This is a genomic window from Acidovorax sp. 59 (genome assembly GCF_002754175.1).
In the GTDB taxonomy this organism is placed as follows: Bacteria; Pseudomonadota; Gammaproteobacteria; order Burkholderiales; family Burkholderiaceae_C; genus Acidovorax; species Acidovorax delafieldii.
Genome location: NZ_PEET01000001.1, coordinates 546,788 through 568,086 on the forward strand (window position 1 = coordinate 546,788; position 21,299 = coordinate 568,086).

Annotated in this window: 18 protein-coding genes; 9 read left to right on the forward strand and 9 right to left on the reverse strand. The window is 66.5% G+C overall.

What is annotated here, in order from left to right:
* Window positions 1-35 precede the first annotated feature (35 nt).
* The 3 genes from CLU87_RS02580 to CLU87_RS02590 all read right to left on the reverse strand — a co-directional run bounded on the left by CLU87_RS02580 (window position 36) and on the right by CLU87_RS02590 (window position 1,362).
* A complete protein-coding gene (locus CLU87_RS02580; RefSeq protein WP_056060586.1) occupies window positions 36-341 on the reverse strand; it encodes an urease subunit beta in 306 nt (101 codons plus the stop codon).
* 61 nt (window positions 342-402) lie between these two features.
* Window positions 403-1,017: a HupE/UreJ family protein gene (locus tag CLU87_RS02585; protein WP_099729398.1), complete on the reverse strand. Its 615-nt coding sequence runs from the start codon at window positions 1,015-1,017 to the stop codon at window positions 403-405.
* Between the two features lie 42 nt (window positions 1,018-1,059).
* Window positions 1,060-1,362, reverse strand: a complete 303-nt coding sequence (locus CLU87_RS02590) for an urease subunit gamma (protein WP_015012806.1) — start codon at window positions 1,360-1,362, stop codon at window positions 1,060-1,062.
* Window positions 1,363-1,587: 225 nt separating this feature from the next.
* On the opposite strand from CLU87_RS02590, the gene CLU87_RS02595 reads away from it, so the two are divergent.
* The 4 genes from CLU87_RS02595 (at window position 1,588) to mgtA (ending at window position 9,951) form a co-directional block, all read left to right on the forward strand.
* Window positions 1,588-5,226, forward strand: coding sequence for an ATP-binding protein (locus CLU87_RS02595; RefSeq protein WP_099729399.1), 3,639 nt, complete (start codon window positions 1,588-1,590; stop codon window positions 5,224-5,226).
* Window positions 5,226-6,296, forward strand: coding sequence for a response regulator (locus CLU87_RS02600; RefSeq protein ID WP_099729400.1), 1,071 nt, complete (start codon window positions 5,226-5,228; stop codon window positions 6,294-6,296). Before CLU87_RS02595 ends, CLU87_RS02600 begins: the two co-directional genes overlap by 1 nt.
* Window positions 6,297-6,694: 398 nt before the next feature.
* On the forward strand, window positions 6,695-6,940 hold the full coding sequence (locus CLU87_RS02605) for a hypothetical protein (RefSeq protein ID WP_099729401.1): 246 nt from the start codon (window positions 6,695-6,697) through the stop codon (window positions 6,938-6,940).
* A 284-nt stretch (window positions 6,941-7,224) separates the two neighbouring features.
* The gene (gene mgtA, locus CLU87_RS02610) at window positions 7,225-9,951 is read left to right on the forward strand and encodes a magnesium-translocating P-type ATPase (protein ID WP_099729402.1); all 2,727 of its coding nucleotides are present in this window, start codon (window positions 7,225-7,227) and stop codon (window positions 9,949-9,951) included.
* Between the two features lie 24 nt (window positions 9,952-9,975).
* Here the strand turns inward: mgtA and CLU87_RS02615 are convergent, their stop codons facing one another.
* Both CLU87_RS02615 and CLU87_RS02620 read right to left on the reverse strand, forming a co-directional pair.
* A complete protein-coding gene (locus CLU87_RS02615) occupies window positions 9,976-10,302 on the reverse strand; it encodes a plasmid stabilization protein (protein ID WP_099729403.1) in 327 nt (108 codons plus the stop codon).
* Window positions 10,303-10,509: 207 nt separating this feature from the next.
* Window positions 10,510-11,196, reverse strand: a complete 687-nt coding sequence (locus CLU87_RS02620) for a DUF3334 family protein (protein ID WP_056062049.1) — start codon at window positions 11,194-11,196, stop codon at window positions 10,510-10,512.
* A gap of 167 nt (window positions 11,197-11,363) precedes the next feature.
* Between CLU87_RS02620 and CLU87_RS02625 the strand changes: the two genes are divergently transcribed.
* Both CLU87_RS02625 and CLU87_RS02630 read left to right on the forward strand, forming a co-directional pair.
* Complete coding sequence (locus CLU87_RS02625) at window positions 11,364-12,548, forward strand: DUF917 family protein (protein WP_056060606.1); 1,185 nt, start codon at window positions 11,364-11,366, stop codon at window positions 12,546-12,548.
* Window positions 12,549-12,605: 57 nt separating this feature from the next.
* On the forward strand, window positions 12,606-13,661 hold the full coding sequence (locus CLU87_RS02630; RefSeq protein ID WP_225580894.1) for a sensor domain-containing diguanylate cyclase: 1,056 nt from the start codon (window positions 12,606-12,608) through the stop codon (window positions 13,659-13,661).
* Here CLU87_RS02630 and CLU87_RS02635 read toward each other — a convergent pair.
* The 3 genes from CLU87_RS02635 to CLU87_RS02645 all read right to left on the reverse strand — a co-directional run bounded on the left by CLU87_RS02635 (window position 13,652) and on the right by CLU87_RS02645 (window position 17,124).
* Window positions 13,652-14,113: a (2Fe-2S)-binding protein gene (locus CLU87_RS02635; protein ID WP_099729404.1), complete on the reverse strand. Its 462-nt coding sequence runs from the start codon at window positions 14,111-14,113 to the stop codon at window positions 13,652-13,654. The genes CLU87_RS02630 and CLU87_RS02635 overlap by 10 nt on opposite strands.
* A 20-nt stretch (window positions 14,114-14,133) precedes the next feature.
* The gene (locus CLU87_RS02640) at window positions 14,134-16,404 is read right to left on the reverse strand and encodes a xanthine dehydrogenase family protein molybdopterin-binding subunit (RefSeq protein ID WP_099732005.1); all 2,271 of its coding nucleotides are present in this window, start codon (window positions 16,402-16,404) and stop codon (window positions 14,134-14,136) included.
* A 120-nt stretch (window positions 16,405-16,524) separates the two neighbouring features.
* Window positions 16,525-17,124, reverse strand: coding sequence for a Crp/Fnr family transcriptional regulator (locus CLU87_RS02645; protein WP_099729405.1), 600 nt, complete (start codon window positions 17,122-17,124; stop codon window positions 16,525-16,527).
* Between the two features lie 125 nt (window positions 17,125-17,249).
* Between CLU87_RS02645 and CLU87_RS02650 the strand changes: the two genes are divergently transcribed.
* Together CLU87_RS02650 and CLU87_RS02655 are read left to right on the forward strand one after the other, a co-directional pair.
* Window positions 17,250-18,026: an SDR family NAD(P)-dependent oxidoreductase gene (locus tag CLU87_RS02650; protein ID WP_158236058.1), complete on the forward strand. Its 777-nt coding sequence runs from the start codon at window positions 17,250-17,252 to the stop codon at window positions 18,024-18,026.
* Between the two features lie 55 nt (window positions 18,027-18,081).
* Window positions 18,082-18,420: a darcynin family protein gene (locus CLU87_RS02655; RefSeq protein WP_099729407.1), complete on the forward strand. Its 339-nt coding sequence runs from the start codon at window positions 18,082-18,084 to the stop codon at window positions 18,418-18,420.
* Here CLU87_RS02655 and CLU87_RS02660 read toward each other — a convergent pair.
* Window positions 18,417-19,601 (reverse strand): MFS transporter, encoded by a 1,185-nt coding sequence (locus tag CLU87_RS02660; protein ID WP_099729408.1) that lies wholly within the window; start codon window positions 19,599-19,601, stop codon window positions 18,417-18,419. The genes CLU87_RS02655 and CLU87_RS02660 overlap by 4 nt on opposite strands.
* A gap of 415 nt (window positions 19,602-20,016) precedes the next feature.
* On the opposite strand from CLU87_RS02660, the gene urtA reads away from it, so the two are divergent.
* Window positions 20,017-21,279, forward strand: coding sequence for an urea ABC transporter substrate-binding protein (gene urtA / locus CLU87_RS02665; protein ID WP_056641426.1), 1,263 nt, complete (start codon window positions 20,017-20,019; stop codon window positions 21,277-21,279).
* Window positions 21,280-21,299 lie beyond the last annotated feature (20 nt).

The window sequence follows — 21,299 nt, forward strand, 5'->3', positions numbered from 1 at the left end:
ATACCGGCGCTATCGGCCAATTGGGCTTGAATTTGCTACAGCGGGCCCTGGGTCAGGCCCTGAAAGCCGAATACGCGGCGCTCGCCTGCGTAGTCCACCAGCTCCACGGTGCGCTCCTGGCCGGGTTCAAAGCGCACGGCGGTGCCGGATGCGATGTTGAGCCGCATGCCGCGTGCAGCCGCACGGTCAAAGCCCAGGGCGTTGTTGGTCTCGGCAAAGTGGTAGTGCGAGCCCACCTGGATGGGACGGTCGCCGGTGTTGCGCACCACCACGGTCAGCGTACGGCGGCCGGTGTTGAGCGCGTGCTCGCCGGGTTCGGTAAAAAGTTCGCCAGGGATCATGGTCGGGTCCTTGAGGTGTGGGCTGCTGCTGTGTCGGTATGCATGACGCCAGTCAGACCTGTCAGGCCATCTGGGCCAGCAGGGCACCACCCATCAGCGCCACGGCAGCGCCTGCAGCGCGGCTGAGCCACACGGTGCGGTGGCGCAGCGCCCAGCCTGCCGCCAGCCCCACGCCATGCAGCAGCACGGTGGCCGTCAGCATGCCCGCCAGGGTTTGCCAGGCGCTGTGGCTGCCCGCCAGCTCGACGCCGTGGGCCACGCCGTGAAAGACGGCAAACACGCCCACGCCCAGCGCGGCCATGAGGCCGGGCACGCGCAGGCGCGACACGACGAGCAGGCCCGTGGCCAGCAGCGACACGGCAATCATCGGCTCCACCGCAGGCAGTGCCACGCCCTGCAGGCCCAGCACGGCGCCCGCCAGCAACATGGCCGCAAAGCCCACGGGGCCCGACAGCAGTTCGCGTCCAGCACGGCGCGCGGACAGGGCGCTCCACAGGCCTACGGCCACCATGGCGGCCAGGTGGTCCAGGCCGAACAGGGGGTGGGCCAAGCCGCTCAGAAAACTGTTGTGGATGTGGGATTCAGCGCCGGTATGGGCGATGGCGCTAGAACTGATTGCACTGGTTGCTATGAAAAGAAGAGCGGCTGTGTGACGGTGTGAGAGTGTGATGCGCATGGGGGGCTCCACAGAGAGAAGGTGGGAAGTGTTGGGGAGGGGTCAGACGATCGGCTGATGGACGGTGACGAGCTTGGTGCCGTCGGGGAAGGTGGCCTCCACCTGGATGTCCGGAATCATCTCGGGGATGCCTTCCATCACGTCCGCGCGGGTCAGCACGGTGCGGCCTTCACTCATGAGCTGCGCCACGGTCTTGCCGTCGCGCGCGCCTTCCATCACGGCGGCACTGATCAGGGCGACGGCCTCGGGGTAGTTGAGCTTCAGCCCCCGGGCCTTGCGGCGCTCGGCCAGCAGGGCGGCAGTGAAGATCAGCAGCTTGTCTTTCTCACGAGGGGTCAGTTCCATGTCGTTCTGCTCAATGTAAGGAGGGGTGGGCTCGTGTGGCGGGTTGTCCAGGCCGGACACACGGGGCAATCGTCATCGATGGCCATGCGGTCCGAAGGGCAGCGGATTCATCATAGGCAGCAAGCCCCGTGCCCGCCATACGCCAGAGGGCGAAGGTGCGCTGGACGTGACGGCGAATCGTGGCATGGAAACTGCACTTGCAAGGGCTGCCGCCGCCCTTTGCCCATGCCCCTTTCCACCGCCCCCCTTGCACCGCCCGACGCGACCTCGGCAGCAGCCTTGGGGCGGGATGCCGACGCGCAGGCGCCGCAGCAGGTCGTGAAGGTCCGGCGCGACTACAACAGCTGGGTGGCCACCGAGACCATGGAAGACTACGCGCTGCGCTACACCCCGCAGCGCTTTCGCAAGTGGTCCGAATGGCGGGTGGCCAACACGGCATTCGGGGCCGCGTCGTTCCTGATCCTGGAGGCCGTGGGCGCCACGCTGCTGGTGCAGTACGGCTTCATCAACGCGTTCTGGGCCATCGTGGCCACGGGGCTCATCATCTTCCTGGCGGGGCTGCCCATCAGCGTGTATGCGGCGCGCTATGGGGTGGACATGGACCTGCTCACGCGCGGCGCGGGCTTTGGCTACATCGGCTCCACGCTCACCTCGCTGATCTACGCCAGCTTCACTTTCATCTTCTTCGCGCTGGAGGCGGCCGTGATGGCCTATGCGCTGGAGCTGGCACTCGACATCCCGCCCACCTGGGGCTACCTCATCTGCGCCATTGTGGTGATTCCGCTGGTCACCCACGGTGTGTCGGCCATCAGCCGCCTGCAGGTGTGGACGCAGCCGCTGTGGCTGGTGATGCTGGTGGTGCCGTTTGCCTATGTGCTGGTGCGCGATCCTGGTGCGTTTTCCGGGGTTGTGCACTACGGTGGTGAATCGATGCGCGGCGCCACGTTCCAACTGCCCTTGTTTGGTGCAGCACTCACCGTGGGCATTGCACTCATCACCCAGATGGGGGAGCAGGCTGACTATCTGCGCTTCATGCCCGCCCGCACGCCCGCCACGCGCGGGCGCTGGTGGCTGGGTGTGCTGGTGGGCGGGCCGGGCTGGGTGGTGCTGGGGGTGCTCAAGATGCTGGGCGGCGCGCTGCTTGCCTATCTGGCGCTCACCCACATGGTCCCCGCCGACCGTGCGGTGGACCCTAACCAGATGTACCTGGCCGCCTATGAATATGTGTTCCCCAACTACGGCTGGGCGGTGGCGGCCACGGCCTTGTTTGTGGTGGTCTCGCAGCTCAAGATCAACGTGACCAACGCCTACGCGGGCTCGCTGGCGTGGTCCAACTTCTTCTCGCGCCTCACGCACAGCCACCCGGGGCGCGTGGTGTGGGTGGTGTTCAACACGCTGATTGCCTTCATGCTGATGGAGATGAACGTGTTCCGCGCCATGGGCGAGGTGCTGGGGCTGTACTCCAACATCGCCATCGCCTGGATCATGTCCGTGGTGGCCGACCTCGTCATCAACAAGCCGCTGGGCCTGTCGCCCAAGGGCATCGAGTTCAAGCGCGCGCATCTGTACGACATCAACCCGGTGGGCGTGGGTTCGATGGCGCTGGCGTCCATCCTGTCCATCAGCGCGCACCTGGGCCTGTTCGGACCGCTGCCGCAGGCGTTCTCGGCGGTGATTGCGATGGCGGTGGCCTTTGTCACCGCACCGCTCATTGCCTGGGCCACCGGGGGGCGCTACTACATTGCGCGCCAGCCCGAGCCCGCCACATTGACCGATGTGATGACCGATGTGGTGGCAGTGCCCATGCACGGACCGGTCAGCGGCCAACGAGGTGCTGACCTGGGCAGCTACGTACGCTACACCGTGCAGCGCTGCGTGATCTGCGAGCGTGAATACGAAGCCCCGGACATGGCCCAGTGCCCCGCGTACCGGGGTGCCATCTGCTCGCTGTGCTGCACGCTGGATGCGCGCTGCGGCGACCTGTGCAAGCCCCACGCGAGCATGGCGGTGCAGTGGTCGGCCGCCCTGCGCTGGGTGCTGCCGCGCGCCATGTGGCGCTACCTGGACACGGGCCTGGGGCACTTTTTGCTGCTGATGCTGGTGATTGCGCCGCTGCTGGCCTCGGTGATGGGCCTGCTGTACCACCAGGAGCTCAACACCATCGCCCAGGCGGCCACGGACACCGAGGTGATGGCGGCACCCGAAGTGGCGCTGCGCTCGGGTCTGCTCAAGGCGTATCTCGCGCTGCTGGTCATCTCGGGCATCGTGGCCTGGTGGCTGGTGCTGGCGCACAAGAGCCGCCAGGTGGCGCAGGAGGAATCGAACCGCCAGACCGGCCTGCTGGTGCGCGAGATCGAGCTGCACCGCCAGACCGATGAGGCGCTGCAGACAGCGCGCAGCGTGGCCGAGCAGGCGCGCCAGGTGGCCGAGGCGGCCCAGCGCGCGGCCGACCAGGCCAACCAGGCCAAGAGCCGCTACATCAGCGCCATCAGCCACGAGATCCGCACGCCGCTCAACAGCATCCTGGGCTATGCCCAGCTCATGGGCGAAGACGCGGGCGTGCCGCCGCACCGCAAGCAGGCGGTGCATGTGATCCGCCGTGGCGGCGAGCATTTGTTGTCGCTCATCGAAGGCACGCTCGACATCGCGCGCATCGAGTCGGGAAAGCTCACGCTCGACGTGGCGCCCATGCGCTTTGCCGACGGGCTGCACGAGATGGCCAGCCTGTTCGAACTGCAAGCTGCCGCCAAGGGCCTGGCGTTCACGTTTGATGTGCAAGGCGTGATTCCGGAAGTGGTGCGTGCCGATGACAAGCGGCTGCGCCAGATCCTCATCAACCTGCTGGGCAACGCCGTCAAGTTCACGGCGCACGGCACTGTCACGCTGCGCGTGCGCCATGCGCGCGAGATGGCACGCATCGAGGTGCAGGACACGGGGCCGGGCCTCACGGCCGAGGAGATCGAGCGCATCTTCGAGCCCTTTGCACGCGGCGGCTCGGGCGGCGGCAGCACCACGGCCGCGCCGGGCGCAGGCCTGGGCCTGACCATTGCCAAGATGCTCACCGCGCTCATGGGCGGCGAGCTGACGGTGAGCAGCACGCCGGGCGTAGGCTCGGTGTTCCACGTCAAGCTGTTCCTGCCCGAGGTGCATGGGGATGTGCTGGGCAAGGCGGCGGCGCCCGTGGCGGTGCAAGCCCAGCGCGCCCGCAGGGGGTATGTTGGCGAGCGCCGCCGCATCCTGGTGGTGGACAACGAGGAGCCCGACCGCGAACTGCTGCTGCAACTGCTGGAACCCTTGGGCTTTGAGCTGCGCCAGGCGGCCAGCGGCCACGACGCGCTGGACCTGCTGGCCACGGGCTACCGGCCGCATGCCATCTTCATGGACCTGGCCATGCCGGGCATCGACGGCTGGGAGACTTTGCGACGTGTGCGGCAGATGCGGTTGCCGGACGTGCAATGTGCCATCGTCTCCGCCAATGCCTTCGACAAGGCGCTCGACAACGACGTGGACATCCGGCCCGAAGACTTCATCGTCAAACCTGTGCGCCACAGCGAGCTGCTGGACTGGCTGGAGCGCCGCCTGGGCCTGCAATGGCAATACGACGAGGCTGCCGAGGCACCCACCGGGCCAGCGCCCACGGCAGCCTCTGCGGCGCCCGCACCCCTCACATACCCCGATACCACTGCGCTGGCGGCTTTGGCGCAGGCAGTGTCTTTGGGCTACTACCGGGGCATTCTCAACACCCTGGACGACATTGAACGCAGCCAGCCCGCGCACAGCGCTTTTGTGGACACCATGCGGCAGCTGGCCAAGCAGTTCCAGTTCGATGCCATGGGCCAGATCCTGGAACAGGCACCCTCGTGATGACCACCGCCAACCCACCTTCCTTTCAGGCCCCTGCCGCGCCGGGTGCCGCGCTGGACCGCACCGACAGCGATGTGGTGCTGATCGTGGACGACGTGCCGGACAACCTGGCCGTCTTGCACGACGCGCTGGATGAGTCGGGCTACACCGTGCTGGTGGCCACGCATGGCGAGGCCGCCCTGCAGCGCGCTGCGCAGGCCCTGCCCGACATCGTGTTGCTGGATGCGATGATGCCCGGCATGGACGGCTTTGAAGTGGCCCGGCGCTTGAAGGCATCGCCCGCCACGGCACACATTCCCATCATCTTCATGACCGGTCTCACCGAGACCGAACACCTGGTGGCCGCGCTGGAGGCGGGTGGCGTGGACTACGTCACCAAGCCCATCAAGCCGCGCGAGGTGATGGCGCGCATGGGGGTGCACCTGGGCTCTGCCCGCAAGGCCCGGCAGGACGCGCGCCAGGCCCGCGAGGCGCGCAACGCGCTCGATGCGTTTGGCTACGCCAGCATCACCGTGCGTGCGGTGGACGGACGCATCGTGTGGCAGACCCCGCTGGCGCGCGAGCTGCTGCAAAGTTACTTTGGTGAAGTGGGCCCGGACGGCGCGCCCACCGCCTTCGGCCAATGGGCGCCCGAGCCGGTGCAGGCCTGGCTGCGTCGCCATGTGCTGGCCGACAACGCGGTCGAGCTGCTGGCCGCTTCGCTGGCCGAGCCCCCGCGCCTTGCGGTGGAGCAGGGCGCCCGCAGGCTGACCTTCCGCCTGCACCAGCAGGCTGGCGACAGCGCCGGGGGCGGCGACTGGCTCATCGTGATGCGCGAGGTGTCGGATGCCAAGATCATCGAATCCATGAGCCTGTCCTTCAAGCTCACCGCGCGCGAGGCCGAGGTGCTGTACTGGGTGGTCAAGGGAAAGATCAACCGCGACATCGGCGACATCCTGGGCGCCAGCCCTGCCACCGTCAAAAAGCACCTGGAGCGTGTGTTTGCCAAGCTGGGGGTGGAAACACGCACCGCAGCAGCGGCCATGGCTATGAACCGCATCCGGCAGTTGCATCCCCAGTTTGAAGGGTGACCGTCGGGGCCAAAAAAACGCATTGACCTCGTCATGTTGCAGCGCAATAATCGCGCACCTTCATTTCCGGAGCCCCAGCGTGGAAAGTGCCAGTTGTTGCAGTGAACCCCAGCAAGCCGTGACGGCTGCTGCCTGCCAGGCCTCCTGACGCCCGCTCCCGGGCCGTGGATTGCCTTGTGCAAGCTCCGGCCCCGTCTCTCCCAGCCCCTGTTGTACCCCGTGCGCCCCTGTCGGCCATGGCGGTGTGGGTGGCTTTATCGTCTTGCCGCTTTGCTGCATCTGTGCCGTCTGCACGGGCCGCGCCCCTTTGGCTGGGGCATGGCCCGCCTGCTGTGACGGTGCCCCCTGGCACCCATCTGCGTCTGCGTGCTCCGCCCTGCCTGCCAAGGACAACGGCCATGCGTTTTTTTGTTGTGGATCTGCCCAGCCTTTTCCAGCGTGCGGTGGCGCCTGGCGCTGAACGCGCCGAGCATGCTGCATCGCTGCCTTCAGGCGTACAGGGCCCTGCCCATGGGACCGCTGACAGCCTGCAAGCCGTGGTCGAACTTGACGGCACCACGTTGTGGCCCACGCACCGCATTCGCTGCTACCTGCATGGCCAGCCGCCTGCGCGGGCATTGCGCCGCTGGGCGCGGCCGCTTTAAGCCGGCCCACGCCGGTATTGCAACCACTACCCAGGAGGCCCCATGGACCCAGACCCGCGCAGGCGCTCCGAAGCGCCGCCCCACACCACATCCCCATTGAACTTTGCATACCAGGCCCAGGGCCCGGGGCGATGGCTCGCGTGACGGCGTGAGCCTCACGCCTCTGGCCGGTGCTGGCCAGAAGGAGTGACTCACCATGTTCCGTTTCATCAACATTTCTGCGCACACGGCACCGCTGCCCGTGACGCGCAACGCCGTCAGCGCTTGCTGCTAGGGAGACCGCCATGAGCTTCCTGCACCACCTGTTCGATCGCTTTCTGCACACCCGCCATGTGACGCGCCACTTTGCGCGGCGGCTGATCCTGGACACGCTGACCCTGGGCCGCGCGCCCACCCCCGCCACCTCGCCCGACCTGCTCAGCCGCGAGCTGCAGCGCGCCGCCAGCGATGACCTGCTCCCACTGATCGAGCGCCTGCAGTCTGACCCTGCAGGCCTGAGCGATGCCCAGGCTGCCGCCGCCCTGGCCCAGCACGGCCCCAACGAGGTGGAGCACGAAAAGCCGCTGCCCGCCTGGCTGCACCTGTGGCACTGCTACAAGAACCCGTTCAACGTGCTGCTCACGGTGCTGGCACTGATCTCGTACCTCACCGAGGACCACGAGGCCACCGTCGTGATTCTGGCCATGGTGGTGCTCTCCACGCTGCTGCGGTTTGTGCAGGAGGGCCGCTCCAACCGCGCGGCCGAGCGCCTCAAGTCGCTGGTCAGCAACACCGCCACGGTGCTGCGCCGCAGCGGCGCGGAGGCCGCAGCCACGCCGCGCGAACTGCCCATCCACCAGCTGGTGCCGGGCGACCACATCGTGCTGTCGGCGGGCGACATGATCCCGTCGGACTGCCGCGTGCTCACGGCCAAGGACCTGTTCGTGAGCCAGTCGGCCATGACGGGCGAATCGCTACCGATCGAAAAATTTGCCGAGCGCAGCCAGCCCGGCACCAGTGCGCTGGAGGCCACCAACCTGCTGTTCATGGGCACCAACGTGGTCTCGGGATCGGCCACGGCGTTGGTGGTGGCCACGGGCAACCACACCTACTTTGGCACGCTGGCCACCCGCGTCACGGCCACCGACCGCACGCCCACCGCGTTCCAGGCAGGCGTCAACAGCGTGAGCTGGCTGCTCATCCGCTTTGCGCTGGTCATGGTGCCCATCGTGCTGGTGGTCAACGGCTTTACCAAGGGCGACTGGCTGGAGGCGTTTCTGTTCGCGCTGTCGGTGGCCGTGGGCCTCACGCCCGAGATGCTGCCCATGATCGTGACCAGCACGCTGGCCAAGGGCGCCGTGCTGCTGTCGCGCAAGAAGGTGGTGGTCAAGCGGCTGGACGCGATCCAGAACTTTGGCGCCATGGATGTACTGTGCACTGACAAGACGGGCACGCTCACGCAGGACAAGATCTTTCTGGAGCGCCACACCGACGTGTTTGGCCACAACAGCGACGAGGTGCTGGCCTTTGCCTACCTCAACAGCCACTACCAGAGCGGCCTGAAGAACCTGCTGGACCACGCCGTGCTGGAGCATGTAGAGCTGCAGACCGACCTGCGCCTGGCGCAGGACTACCGCAAGGTCGATGAGGTGCCGTTCGACTTCGTGCGCCGGCGCATGTCGGTCATCGTCAGCGAGCGCAACGACCACCACGAGCTGATCTGCAAGGGCGCGGTGGAGGAGATGCTGGACGTGTGCACCCAGGTGCGTGTGGTGGAAGACTCCGGCGCGCAAGACCTGCCGCTGGACGCCACCCTGCGCGCACGGGTGCTGGAGGTGACGCGCGGTCTGAACAACGAGGGCCTGCGCGTGGTCGCCGTGGCCATGAAGGAGACGCCACCCCAGCAGACGGTGTACAGCGTGGCCGATGAATCGGGCCTCACGCTGATCGGCTACGTGGCGTTTCTGGACCCACCGAAGGAATCCACCGCCCCTGCGCTCAAGGCGCTGGCCGCGCACGGTGTGGCCGTGAAGGTGCTGACCGGCGATAACGAGCTGGTGACGCTCAAGGTCTGCCGCGAGGTGGGCCTGGCTGTGCAGGGCGTGTTGCTGGGCAAGGACGTGGACGCCATGGACGACACCACCCTGGCGCGCGCAGCCGACACCCACAACGTGTTTGCCAAGCTCTCGCCACTGCACAAAGAGCGGCTGGTGCGCGCGATGCGCGCGGGCGGCCATGTGGTGGGCTTCATGGGCGATGGCATCAACGACGCCCCGGCGCTGCGTGCGGCCGACATCGGCATCAGCGTGGACAGCGCGGTGGATATTGCCAAGGAGGCGGCCGACATCATCCTGCTGGAGAAAAGCCTGATGGTGCTGGAAGAGGGCGTGATGGAGGGGCGCAAGACCTTCAGCAACATGCTCAAGTACATCCGCATGACGGCCAGCTCCAACTTCGGCAACGTGTTCTCGGTGCTGGTGGCCAGCGCGTTCCTGCCCTTCTTGCCCATGCTGCCGCTGCACCTCTTGGTGCAGAACCTGCTGTATGACCTGTCGCAGATCGCCATTCCGTTCGACAACGTGGACGAGGAGCTCATCCGCAACCCGCTGAAGTGGAACCCTGGCGACATCGGCCGCTTCATGGTGTTCTTCGGGCCCATCAGCTCGGTGTTCGACATCACCACCTTCGCCGTCATGTGGCACGTGTTTGGTGCCAACAACGAGGGCGCACAGACCCTGTTCCAGTCGGGCTGGTTTGTGGTGGGGCTGCTCACGCAGACGCTGATCGTGCACATGATCCGCACGCCCAAGCTGCCATTTGTGCAAAGCGTGGCGTCGGTGCCGCTGCTTGCGGCCACGGTGCTCATCATGGCGGTGGGCATCTTCATCCCCATGGGGCCGCTGGCCGGGCACTTCAAGCTGCAGGCGCTGCCGCTGGCTTACTTTCCGTGGCTGGTGGGCATCCTGGCGGGCTATGTGCTGCTGACAACGGTGATGAAGCGCTGGTACCTGCGGCGCTACGGCTGGCAGTGAGGGGGCGCCAGGTGCGCGCCCGGGTCAGCGCGCCAGGGCCTGCTCCAGCTGCTGCTTGTTCATCCGGGACCGGCCCCGGATGTTCGCGCGCTTGGCGTCTTCGTACAGTTGCTCGCGCGTGCGGCCCTGCGGGCCGCGGTGCGAGTTTTTGCCGCCGCGCACGGGGGGCGGCGTGGCCTTCAGGGTCTTGGGGTTGGCTGTGCGGGCTTCGCCGTGTTGGGCGCGTTCCTTGTTCACTGTGCGCGCGGCAATCTCTTCGGCGGTGCTCTCGCTCTCTCCGCGTTCCAGCAGGCTGTCCTTGATGTGTTCGTACTGGCGCTCGCGTTTGGCGCTCCAGGCTGCACGTGGCATGGGGGCTCCTTTCCGATCAACAGGTGGGCTTCTCAGCTTAGACCCGTGACCTGGCGGAGCGGTCAGTGCATCGTGACGGCGGGTGTAGGACAGGCCCGCTGGGCCGCCCGGAGGGGCGCCGCAGCCACTCTGGGCGCTTCTTTTGAGAAAAATTGGCTGCAAGCGCTAGTTTTTCATGCGCCGGCAGCTATCTTTTTTGTAGTGTTGCTACATGCCCAGGGACTTGAGCAGCGCATCCGTGTCGTCCTGGCCGGCGGGCGGTGGGGCGGGCACGGGCGGGGCTTCTTGCGACTGGGCCATCAATGCGTCCGGGTCGGGCGCCTCCTGGGCTTCAAAGTCGTAGAGCTTGATGAACTCGGTGCGGTCGATGGCGAGTTCCAGGTAGAAGATGTTGTTGTTGCTGGTGTAGAAGGTCACGCGCCGGGCTTCGGGCTTGTCGAGGTTGGCGTCCACTGACAGCTGCACCTGCTTGTTCAGCACCAGCATCTTGGGCTGGTTCTGCGTGATGTGGGTCTGCAGCTCGCGCCGCACCTTGCCGGTGAAGTCGCCCACCACCTGGTTCATCAGCTCGCCCATCACGTTGCTGACCTCGTCGGAGGTGTACGAACTGACCAGGTCATCCTTGGACATGCCCATGTTCAGCAGGTAGTTGGCGTACAGCTCCATCGCCGCCTGGCCTGAGAAATTGATGATCACCAGCCCCGAGAAGCCGCCGTCAAACAGCACAAAGCAGCCAATGTCGGGTTTCAGGCAGGTCTTGCTGATGCGCTGCACCATGCCGGAATAGTGGATCTGGCTGTGTGTAGCCACGCCCAGCACGCGGGTGACGGAGTTGCACAGGCTGATCAAAAGGTCTTCGGTGCCGTAAACGGGGGATTTTTCGGGGGTGCTCATGGTGGGGGTAGCGGAAAACAACTTGGTGCACAGCATAGGCGATGATGCCGCCGTAAACCAGAGTGCAGGCCCTGCCGTGGTGCCGATCCCCCCGTGGTATCCCGGTCATTGACTTTCGACGGGGCTCGGATATCGTGCTTTTCATCCAAATAAGAGAGGGGGGCCCGATGGGCAATGTCTATTTCTATGGCCTGACCGATTTCCAGGCGATCGCCACCGGGGCGGCCGTGCTGGCCAGCGGCGGTGGTGGCAGTTACCAAGACGCCTGCGCCATCGTGCAGCAGCTGGCAGACCAGGGCTACACGGGCACGGTGCAGGTGCAGGACTACGACGGCGCCACCAATGCCTGTGTGCTGGCCATCATGGGTTCGCCCGACGCGGCCGACAACCTCACCCTCACGGCGGTGCAGAACTCCATCAGCAACACCGTGGCCGTGATGCAGGCGTACACCGGCATGCAGCCAGGCGCCTTCATCCCGGTGGAGATCGGGCCCATCAATTCGCTGGTGCCGTTGATTGGCGCGGCCATGTCGGGCGGCAGCATCTGGGTGGTGAACGGCGATGGCGCAGGCCGTGCCGTGCCTGAGCTGCCCCAGACCACCTTCACCGCCCCTTCTGGGCCAGCGCCCAGTCCGGCCGTGCTGGCCAGCGATGCGTCCACGCTCGTGGCGGCGGAGTACGCGGTGCTGGGCTCCGGCACAGCGTCGGGCATCGAGTCGCTGGCGGGCGGGGTGGTGGGCGGTTTTGGCGGGTACTCGGGTATCGCGATGTGGCCCTCCAACGCAGGCAACCAGTTCGCGTTGTCGGGCAGCTACATTCCGGGCACGCTGGAGCAGGCGCGCCAGCTGGGCCTGCAGCTCTTGCAGGCGGTCACGCCGCTGAGCACCCAGGCCGTGGCGGCGGGCATCCAGAACCTCACCGGCCGTGCCGCGCGCGCCGTGGTCACCAACTTTTTCATCACCTCGGTCAGCCAGTCCACGTCCAGCGCGTCGCTGGACTCGGGCATCATCCGGCTGGACAATGCATCCGACCCGGCCCAGAGCACCGAGACACATTACCTCTACAACCTCAACGAGAACCTGATCATGTATTCGGCGGCCAGCACCACCCCCGACATCATTGCGCCCGACTCGATCTGCTACTACTCAGAGAGCACGGGTCGTGGGTTCTCCAACGCCAGCGACGACCTGGCCCAGTATTTCGACCCTAAAACGGGCCGCAGCACCGGCAACCAGGTGAGCGTGATTGCGGTGCAGACTGCACCCCAGCTCTACAACACCCCCGGCGTCGTGGCATCGTTTGCCGCGCTGCTGCGCAATATCGGTTACGCGGGTGGCATGCCGCCCGGCTGAACCTTGAAGCCCGCACCGACGCACGAGAGAAACGGAACGCTGTGAAAAAAGGTGGTCATGGCCATGGGTGAGGCGGACCTGAACAAGGAGCGGCTGGAGCTGGCCCTGGAGGCCGCCGGGCTCGACCTGTGGGAGAACGACCTCATCACCGGCAACGTCACGCGCAAGGCGACCAAGACGTTTGAAGAGCTGGGGTTCTCCGAGGATGAAATCGTCTCGGGCGTGCAGGACATCTACGGCCTGTTCCACCCCGACGACATCGACACCGTGCGCAAGGCCGTGGCCGACCACCTGACGGGCGTCACGCCGCAGTACCGGTGTGAGTTCCGGCTGCGCTCCAAGAGTGGCGAGTGGATCTGGTTTGCCAACTATGGCCGCATCATGGACGGCCACAGCGAGACGCCCGGCAAGCGCTTGATCGGCGTCACGTTCAACATCCACGACCGCAAGTGCCGCGAGACCGAGATCGCCCAGATCAACCAGCAGCTCACCGAGCAGAACCGCCTGCTGCAGCAGCTCAACGCCACGCTGGAGCGGCTGGCCGCCAACGACTCGCTCACGGGCCTGTCCAACCGCCGCACGCTGATGGAGCTGGGTGCCAAGGAATACAAGCGCACGGAGCGTTTTGGGCACCCGATGTCCGTGCTGGTGGCAGACATCGACCTGTTCAAGACCGTCAACGACCTGTACGGCCACCTGGCGGGCGACCGCGTGATCTGTGCCGTGGCCCAGGTGTGTGCTGGGCACAAGCGCAGCGGTGTGGACATCGTCGCGCGGTTTGGGGGCGAGGAGTTTGTCATCGTGCTGCCCGAGACCGACAGCGCGAGCGCGTTGCAAGTGGCAGAGTCGCTGCGCCGCGAGGTCGAGTCCTTGCTGGTGTGCGTGGGCGACGAAGGGCAGGAGGTGGCCGTCACCGTGAGCATTGGCGTAGCCACCCTGTACAAGGGCTCGGGGATGAATTTTGAAGAGCTGGTGAACCGTGCCGACCAGGCCCTCTACCAAGCCAAGGGCACAGGGCGCAATGCCGTGTACTGCGCCGACATGCCACCCGAAAAAGGGGGCGTGGTCGAGCAGGTTTCGCTCGACCTGGGAGGGGGGATCTCTCAGCCCTGAGGCCCGCGCGCAGCCTGGTGGATCGCCGCCCGGATGCGCGGGTAGGTGCCGCAGCGGCAGGCATTGCCCGACATGGCGGAGTCGATGTCGGCATCGGTAGGCTGCGGCGTTTTCTTCAGCAGGGCACAGGCCGACATCAGCTGCCCGCTCTGGCAGTAGCCGCACTGCGCCACATCCACTGCGGTCCATGCGGTGCGCAGTGCAGAGGCTTCGGGGCCCTGCAGGCCCTCGATGGTGGTGACCTGGGCGCTGCCCACGGCCGACAGGGGCGTGATGCAGGCGCGCACCGGCTCGCCGTTCAGGTGCACCGTGCAGGCGCCACAAAGCGCCATGCCGCAGCCAAACTTGGTGCCGTTCATCTGCAGCTCGCCGCGCAGCACCCACAGCAGGGGCGTGTCGGGTTCGGCATTGACAGCGACGGGTTGGCCGTTGATGTTCAGGGTCGTGGTCATGGGGGCTCCGGTGCGTCGGGTCAGCTGAGCTTGAGTGGCAGCGCGCGCAGGCGCTGGCCGGTGAGGGCAAACAAGGCATTGGCCACGGCGGGTGCAATGGGCGGCACGCCGGGCTCGCCCACGCCCTCGGGGGGCTCGGCGCTGGCGATGATGTGGGTCTCCACGCGGGGGCAGTCGGCCATGCGCAGCAGGGGGTAGTCGTGCAGGTTGCTCTGCTGCACCTGGCCATCCTTGATCGTCACTTCGCCCCACAGCGCAGCGGTGAGGCCATAGACCACGGCGCTTTCCATCTGCTGGGCAATGAGGTTGGGGTTGATGGCCGCACCGCAGTCGATCACGCACACCACGCGGTGCACGCGGATGGCCTTGTCGGCACCCACCGACACCTCGGCCACCTGCGCGACGATGGAGCCGAACGACTGGTGCAGCGCCACGCCGCGCGCCCGTTGCACGCCCGACGCATCGGGCGGCAAGGGCTGGCCCCAGCCCGCCAACTCGGCCGCCTTTTGCAGCACCTTCAGGTGGCGCGGGTGTTTTTGCAGCAGCGCGGCGCGGAACGCCACCGTGTCCTTCTTGGCGGCGTGGGCTGCTTCGTCCACAAAACTCTCTTTGAAGAACGCCTGGTGCGAATGCCCCACCGAGCGCCAGAAGCCCACGGGCAGCGGCAGGTCGATGATCTCGTGGGCAATGCGTGCGTGGGGCCACTCGTAGGGCTGGTCGAACGCGCCTTCGGACGTGGTCTTGTCCGGCCCCGCGCCCGGCAGGCCAAAGGTGCGGGCCAGCACCTGCGGCACGATGGCCTGACCGGCCGACACGTTGTGCCAGGCCACCAGCTGGCCCTGTGCGTCCAGCCCGGCCTTGAACCGGGCCACGCAGGCGGGGCGGTAGAAGTCGTGCTGCAGGTCCTGCTCGCGGGACCACAGCGTCTGCACCGGCGCGCCGCCCGCGGCCTTGGCAATGGCGGCGGCCTGGGCCACATAGTCCACCTCCAGCCGCCGACCAAAGCCACCGCCCAGCAGCAGCTGGTGCACGGTCACCTTGGTGTCGTCGATGCCCAGGGCCTTGGCGGCCGCCATGCGCGCCAGGCCCGGCACCTGGGTGGATGTCCACACGCTGGCCGCGCCATCCTTGAACTGCACAGTGCAGTTGATGGGCTCCATGGTGGCGTGGGCCAGGTAAGGCGCGCGGTAGTCGGCAGTGAGGGTGGTTGCAGCGCCTTGCAGGGCCTGGTCCACATCGCCCACGCTGTGGTAGCCAAAGCCTTGGGCCTGGTCCAGCGCCTGGGTCAGCTGGGTCATGACGGCGGCGCTCGACAGCGTGGCGGCGGGGCCATGGTCCCACTGCACGGTGACTGCGGCGGCGGCCTTCTTGGCGTGCCAGGGCGTGTCGGCAATCACGGCCACGCCGCCAGTGCCGCCGTGGTACGGCGCTACGGCCAGCACCTGCTTCACCCCGGGCATTTTCTGCGCGGCTGCGCCATCGAACTGGGCCACCTTGCCGCCCCGCGTGGGGCACATCACCACGCTGGCGTGCAGCAGGCCGGGCGGCCGGGCATCGATGCCAAACACCGCACTGCCATCGAGCTTGGAGGGTGCCTCGATGCGGGTGAGCGGATTGCCGATCAGCTTGAATTCAGCAGGGGCCTTGAGGGGCACTTTGCCTGGAGGCGGCTGCTGCGCCGCCAGTGCGGCCAGCTCGCCAAACGTGGCGCGCTGGCCTGCCGCGTGTTCCACCACGCCGGCGTTGGCCTTGCATTCGGCGGCCTGCACCTTCCATTGCACCGCCGCTGCGTTGATGAGCATGGCGCGGGCGTGGGCACCGGCCTCGCGCATGGGGCGCCACAGGTCCTTGATGCTGCTGGAGCCGCCCGTCATCATCACGCCCACTTCGCGCATGGTCTTGGCGGTCAGCCAGCCCGCCACGGCCTTGATGGAGCCGTCGTTGTCGGGGTGGAACGGCAGGCCGTCCACGACCGTGGCCAGGTTGTTGTAGATGTCGTCGATGGGCGCCATCTCCAGCCGCACCTGGGCCCAGTCGGCGTCCAGCTCTTCCGCCAGGATGGCGGCCAGCCCGGTGTGCGCGCCCTGGCCCATTTCGGACTTGGCCATCATCACCGTCACCGTGTTGTCGGCTGCTACCTTGAGCCAGCCATTCAGCGCCACCTGGCCTGTGCCCTGGGGCAGGGGCTGCGCGGTGTGCAGCCGCTGGCGCGGGGGCACCACGCCCCAGCCGATGACCAGCGCGCCGGCTGTTGCGGCGCCACCGAGAAGCACTGTGCGTCGTTTCACCATGGGTTGTCCTGAACGGTTGAGAAAGTGCACGCCGGCGCCTTCGATGGCAATCACCGCGTGGCAAGGGCAGGGGGCCATCCTAGCGCCACTGCGCAGCGCTGCGCTGCCGGCGAATGTCGGCTATGTGACGCTGCGCCGCACGCGCATGGCAATGCGGTTGAGCCCGACGGGCGTCAATCCCAGGTGGCGGGCCAGGTCTTTTTGCGGGATGCGCAGCGCCAGGTTGGGGTGTGATGCCAAGAAGGCACGGTAGCGGCCCTCGGGGGTGAGGGTGAGCAGTTCGCGCTCACGTGCCTCCTTGCGCGCGGCGTACATCAGTGTCAGCTGGTACAGCGCCTTTGCCCAGGGCAGGTGGCGTTCGGCCAGCGCGAGCAGTACGCCGTGGTCGATGCGCTCCAGGGTGGCGGGCTCGATGGCCGTCACCATGAAGGCCGTGCGGCCGCCCGGCTGCAGGGCGGACACGCTGGCAAAAAAGCGTCCTTCTTCGGCAAACGACTTGATCCATTCCGTGCCGTCATCCTGTAGGTAGCTCAGCTTGAACAAGCCTGCTTGAACCGCGTAAACATAAGGGTGCTGTACCCCCTGCAGAAAAACCGTGCCGCCTGCCTGTACCGCGTGCGTGGTGATGGCGCGCTCTGCCGTGGCCCAGTCGGGCAGGGCCTGCGTGCCCGCCGCCTGTGTGAGGAGCGACCAGAAGGCGGGGTGCGGGATGGGGGCCATGGCGCGCAGTATGCCGCGTGGCAGCGTGGCGAAGTTTCCGCCGCGCCTGAGGGTGAGAGCCTCCTTCGTTCGCCAATTAACCTGGGTTGATGACGACGGACGGCGCCATGCCTAGAGTGCGGCCCATGTCACACGCTCGCACCCCCACCACCGCACGCCAGGCCGCGCCCGCAGGCCCGTTGCCACGCACCATCGTCACCGGCGCCAGCTCGGGCATTGGCCGGGCGCTGGCCCTGGAGCTGGCACGGTGCGGCGTGCCCGTACTGGCCGTGGCACGGCAGGCCGAGCCGCTGCAGGCGCTGACAGGTGCCCATGGACTGATCGAGCCCTGGGTGGCCGACCTGTCCCGCATTGAAGAGATCGACGGCCTGGCGGCGCAGTGGCTGCTGCGCTATCCCGATATTGGCGCGCTGGTGAACAACGCAGGCATCCAGCACGACCTGCGGGTGGACGATGCCGGTTACAAGGTGCAGGACATGCGCGCGGAGGTCGAGATCAACCTGCTGGCACCGATGGTGCTGACGCGCGTGCTGCTGCCCCATTTGCAGGCCCAGCAGCGCGCATGGGTGGTCAATGTCGGGTCGGTGCTGGGCTCTTGCCCCAAGCGCACGGCGGCGGTTTACAGCGCCACCAAGGCCGGGCTGGACCTGTTCACCCAGGCGCTGCGGGTGCAGATGCACGGCAGCCCAGTGCGGGTGGTTCACGCTGTGATGCCGCTGGTGGACACGCCCATGACCCGGGGCCGAGGGCGCGGCAAGATCCCTTCCGATGTCGCTGCACAGGCACTGGTCCGCGGCCTGATGGCGGGGCACACCGACATCCGCATCGGCAAGGCGCGCGCGGCCTGGCACCTGCAGCGCTGGGCACCCGGACTGCTGGCCCGCCTGCTGCGCACGGCTTGATCCAAGCCCGCTGGCTCAACACCTGTTTTCTCATCGACCCCAGGAGATCACCCCCATGGCCACCCGTTATGCATTCTTCATCCACCTGCGTGCACTGCCCGAGTGGCTGCGTTTGCCCCGTGAGCAAAGGCGTGAGTTGGGTGAGGCGCACCTGCATGCCCTGCTGCCCCGCTACCAGGGAGCCCTGCGCTTGCGCCACTTCGATGCCGAGGCCTTCGCAGCGCCCTGCAGCGACCTGATGCTGGTGGAAACCGATGACCCGCTCAAGCACTACGACTTCATGGAGCGGCTGCACGATTCCCCCCTGCTCACCGTGCCGTATTTCGAGGTGCTGCAGATCCTGCCTGCCATCGAAGACGGCTATGTGGCGTTCGAGCGCGCCGAAACGGCTTAGGCTGCCTTGCAGTCGCCCAGCGCCGGAGCCTTGTGCGTGGGCTGCCGGTCCAGCCAGGCAATGTAGGCCGTGAGCGCCAGCGCACTCAGCGTGACGGCGGCCGCCACCAGCGGAATGGTCTGCAGCGACCACCCGGCCGTGATGACTGCGCCCCCCAGCCAGGCACCAATGGCATTGCCGAGGTTGAATGCGCCGATGTTGAGCGTGGACGCCAAGCTGGGCGCGTCGCCCGCCTGCGACACCACCCGCGCCTGCAGCGGCGTGCCTGCCGCGAACGACACCATGCCCCACACCACCACGGTGATGACGGCAGGCCACAGCCACACGCTGGTGAACGAAAACGCTGCCAGCACCCCCGCCAGCACGGCGAAGATGCCCATCAGCGAGGGCAGCAGCTTCCAGTCCGCCAGGCGGCCGCCCAGCAGGTTGCCAATGGTCAGGCCCACGCCGCACAGCAGCAGCACGCCGCTCACGTTCTGGGGCGAGACACCGGTCACGTCGCGCAGGATGGGCGTGATGTAGGTGAACAGCGTGAACATGCTGGTGGATGCGAGCACGCTCACCGCCAGCGCCAGCCACACCTGGCGAATGCGCAGCACGCGGAACTCGCCCAGCGCGCTGCCGCTGATCTGGTGGCGCAGGTGTGGCACCCAGCGCACCACGGCGGCCACGGCCAGCACCCCAATCACCACCACCGCCCAGAAGGTGGAGCGCCAGCCCAGGTGCTGGCCCAGCAGCGTGCCAAGCGGCACGCCCAGCACGTTGGCGAGCGTGAGTCCGGTGAACATCAGCGCCATGGCCTGGGCGCGCTTGTGGGGCTCCACCACGCTGGCGGCCACCACGGCGCCAATGCCAAAAAACGCGGCGTGGCAGAACGAGGTGACCACGCGCGCCACCATCAGCCACGCATAGCTGGGGGCCAGCGCGCAACCCACATTGCCCACGATGAACAGCACCATCAGCCAGGTCAGCGTGGTCTTGCGCAGCCAGCGCGCGGTGGCCACCGCCAGCAGCGGTCCACCCACAGCCACGCCCAGTGCGTAGGCCGACACCAGCATGCCGGCGGCGGGGATGGAGACGGACAGGTCACCTGCCACTTCGGGCAGCAGCCCCAGGATCACGAATTCGGTGGTGCCAATGCCAAAAGCGGCAATGGCCAGGGCCAGCAGGGGGAGGTTCATGGAGCGCAGAGGGACTAAAGGGCAGCACCGGGGCCGATGGGGTCAGGCGCGCAAGACTAGGGAAAACCCTTGGATTCTACGGAGGCCCCACAACCTTTGCAGGCCAAGGTTTTTGCATGAAATGGGCTGGTAGCGCTAGTGATATATGCCGTAACAGCTATTGTTTTCATAGTGAATGCCATCCTTGCCCTTGTGCGCCTGTGGCGTGCATCAGGGGTGGTGAGTCGCCTCGCAACGGCCCCCGTGTGATGCGGGCTCGCAGCGGGGCGTGTACGCCACCCGGCGTATTTCGCCAACCGGCCCCGCTCTCCAGAATCCATTCCATCGCCCGATCCACAGGGGCTCCACACCGGGGCCCACCGGGCGAAGCGGTTTTATTGATTTCCTGATTGAAACCACCACCGGAGAAGCACACATGCAACGTCGTTATTCCCTCAAGGCCCTCGCGGCCGTCGCTACGCTCGCTGGCCTGTCTGCGCTGCCAGCCCACGCCCAGGACACGATCAAGGTCGGCATCCTGCACAGCCTGTCGGGCACCATGGCCATCTCTGAGACCGTGCTGAAAGACACCGTGCTCATGGCGATCGACGAGATCAACGCCAAGGGCGGCGTGCTGGGCAAGAAGCTCGAACCCGTGGTGGTAGACCCGGCCTCCAACTGGCCCCTGTTCGCCGAAAAGACCAAGCAGCTGCTGGGCCAGGACAAGGTCTCGGTCATCTTCGGCTGCTGGACCTCGGTGTCGCGCAAGTCGGTGTTGCCGGTCGTGGAAGAAATGAACGGCCTGCTGTTCTACCCCGTGCAGTACGAAGGTGAAGAACTGTCCAAGAACGTGTTCTACACCGGCGCCGCGCCCAACCAGCAGGCCATCCCTGCGGTGGACTACCTGATGAGCAAGGACGGCGGCAGCGCCAAGCGCTGGGTGCTGCTGGGCACCGACTATGTCTACCCCCGCACCACCAACAAGATCCTGCGCGCCTACCTCAAGAGCAAGGGCGTGAAGGACAGCGACATCGACGAGAAGTACACCCCGTTTGGCCACTCTGACTACCAAACCATCGTGGCCGACATCAAGAAGTTCAGCCAGGGCGGCAAGACGGCCGTGGTCTCCACCATCAACGGTGACTCCAACGTGCCCTTCTACAAGGAACTGGGCAACGCCGGCCTGAAGGCCAAGGACGTGCCCGTGGTCGCCTTCTCGGTGGGCGAGGAAGAGCTGCGTGGTGTGGACACCAAGCCGCTGGTGGGTCACCTGGCTGCCTGGAACTACTTCCAGTCCATCAAGAGCCCGGCCAACACCGAGTTCATCAAGAAGTGGAGCGACTACGCCAAGGCCAAGGGCATTGCCGGCCACAAGGACAAGCCGCTCACCAACGACCCGATGGAAGCCACCTACATCGGCATCAACATGTGGAAGCAAGCGGTTGAAAAGGCCAAGAGCACCGATGTGGACAAGGTGATTGCCGCCATGGCCGGCCAGACCTTCAAGGCACCGTCGGGCATCGTCTCCAAGATGGACGAGAAGAACCACCACCTGCACAAGAGCGTGTTCATCGGCGAGATCAAGGCCGACGGCCAGTTCAACGTGGTGTGGAAGACCCCCGGCCCCGTGAAGGCCAAGCCATGGAGCCCTTACATCGAAGGCAACGACAAGAAAAAAGACGAACCTGAGAAGAAGTAAGCACCTGCAGTGTGCCCAAG

Bases quoted from the DNA above. Each gene is read 5' to 3' on its own strand.
- CLU87_RS02645 (WP_099729405.1), bottom strand. From the start codon at position 17,124: ATGGCCCCCATCCCGCACCCCGCCTTCTGGTCGCTCCTCACACAGGCG.
- CLU87_RS02655 (WP_099729407.1), top strand. From the start codon at position 18,082: ATGGCCACCCGTTATGCATTCTTCATCCACCTGCGTGCACTGCCCGAG.
- CLU87_RS02630 (WP_225580894.1), top strand. From the start codon at position 12,606: ATGGCCATGGGTGAGGCGGACCTGAACAAGGAGCGGCTGGAGCTGGCC.
- CLU87_RS02635 (WP_099729404.1), bottom strand. From the start codon at position 14,113: ATGACCACGACCCTGAACATCAACGGCCAACCCGTCGCTGTCAATGCC.
- CLU87_RS02605 (WP_099729401.1), top strand. From the start codon at position 6,695: ATGCGTTTTTTTGTTGTGGATCTGCCCAGCCTTTTCCAGCGTGCGGTG.
- CLU87_RS02580 (WP_056060586.1), bottom strand. From the start codon at position 341: ATGATCCCTGGCGAACTTTTTACCGAACCCGGCGAGCACGCGCTCAAC.
- CLU87_RS02620 (WP_056062049.1), bottom strand. From the start codon at position 11,196: ATGAGCACCCCCGAAAAATCCCCCGTTTACGGCACCGAAGACCTTTTG.
- urtA (WP_056641426.1), top strand. From the start codon at position 20,017: ATGCAACGTCGTTATTCCCTCAAGGCCCTCGCGGCCGTCGCTACGCTC.
- mgtA (WP_099729402.1), top strand. From the start codon at position 7,225: ATGAGCTTCCTGCACCACCTGTTCGATCGCTTTCTGCACACCCGCCAT.
- CLU87_RS02590 (WP_015012806.1), bottom strand. From the start codon at position 1,362: ATGGAACTGACCCCTCGTGAGAAAGACAAGCTGCTGATCTTCACTGCC.
- CLU87_RS02615 (WP_099729403.1), bottom strand. From the start codon at position 10,302: ATGCCACGTGCAGCCTGGAGCGCCAAACGCGAGCGCCAGTACGAACAC.
- CLU87_RS02625 (WP_056060606.1), top strand. From the start codon at position 11,364: ATGGGCAATGTCTATTTCTATGGCCTGACCGATTTCCAGGCGATCGCC.
- CLU87_RS02585 (WP_099729398.1), bottom strand. From the start codon at position 1,017: ATGCGCATCACACTCTCACACCGTCACACAGCCGCTCTTCTTTTCATA.
- CLU87_RS02660 (WP_099729408.1), bottom strand. From the start codon at position 19,601: ATGAACCTCCCCCTGCTGGCCCTGGCCATTGCCGCTTTTGGCATTGGC.
- CLU87_RS02650 (WP_158236058.1), top strand. From the start codon at position 17,250: ATGTCACACGCTCGCACCCCCACCACCGCACGCCAGGCCGCGCCCGCA.
- CLU87_RS02600 (WP_099729400.1), top strand. From the start codon at position 5,226: ATGACCACCGCCAACCCACCTTCCTTTCAGGCCCCTGCCGCGCCGGGT.
- CLU87_RS02640 (WP_099732005.1), bottom strand. From the start codon at position 16,404: ATGGTGAAACGACGCACAGTGCTTCTCGGTGGCGCCGCAACAGCCGGC.
- CLU87_RS02595 (WP_099729399.1), top strand. From the start codon at position 1,588: ATGCCCCTTTCCACCGCCCCCCTTGCACCGCCCGACGCGACCTCGGCA.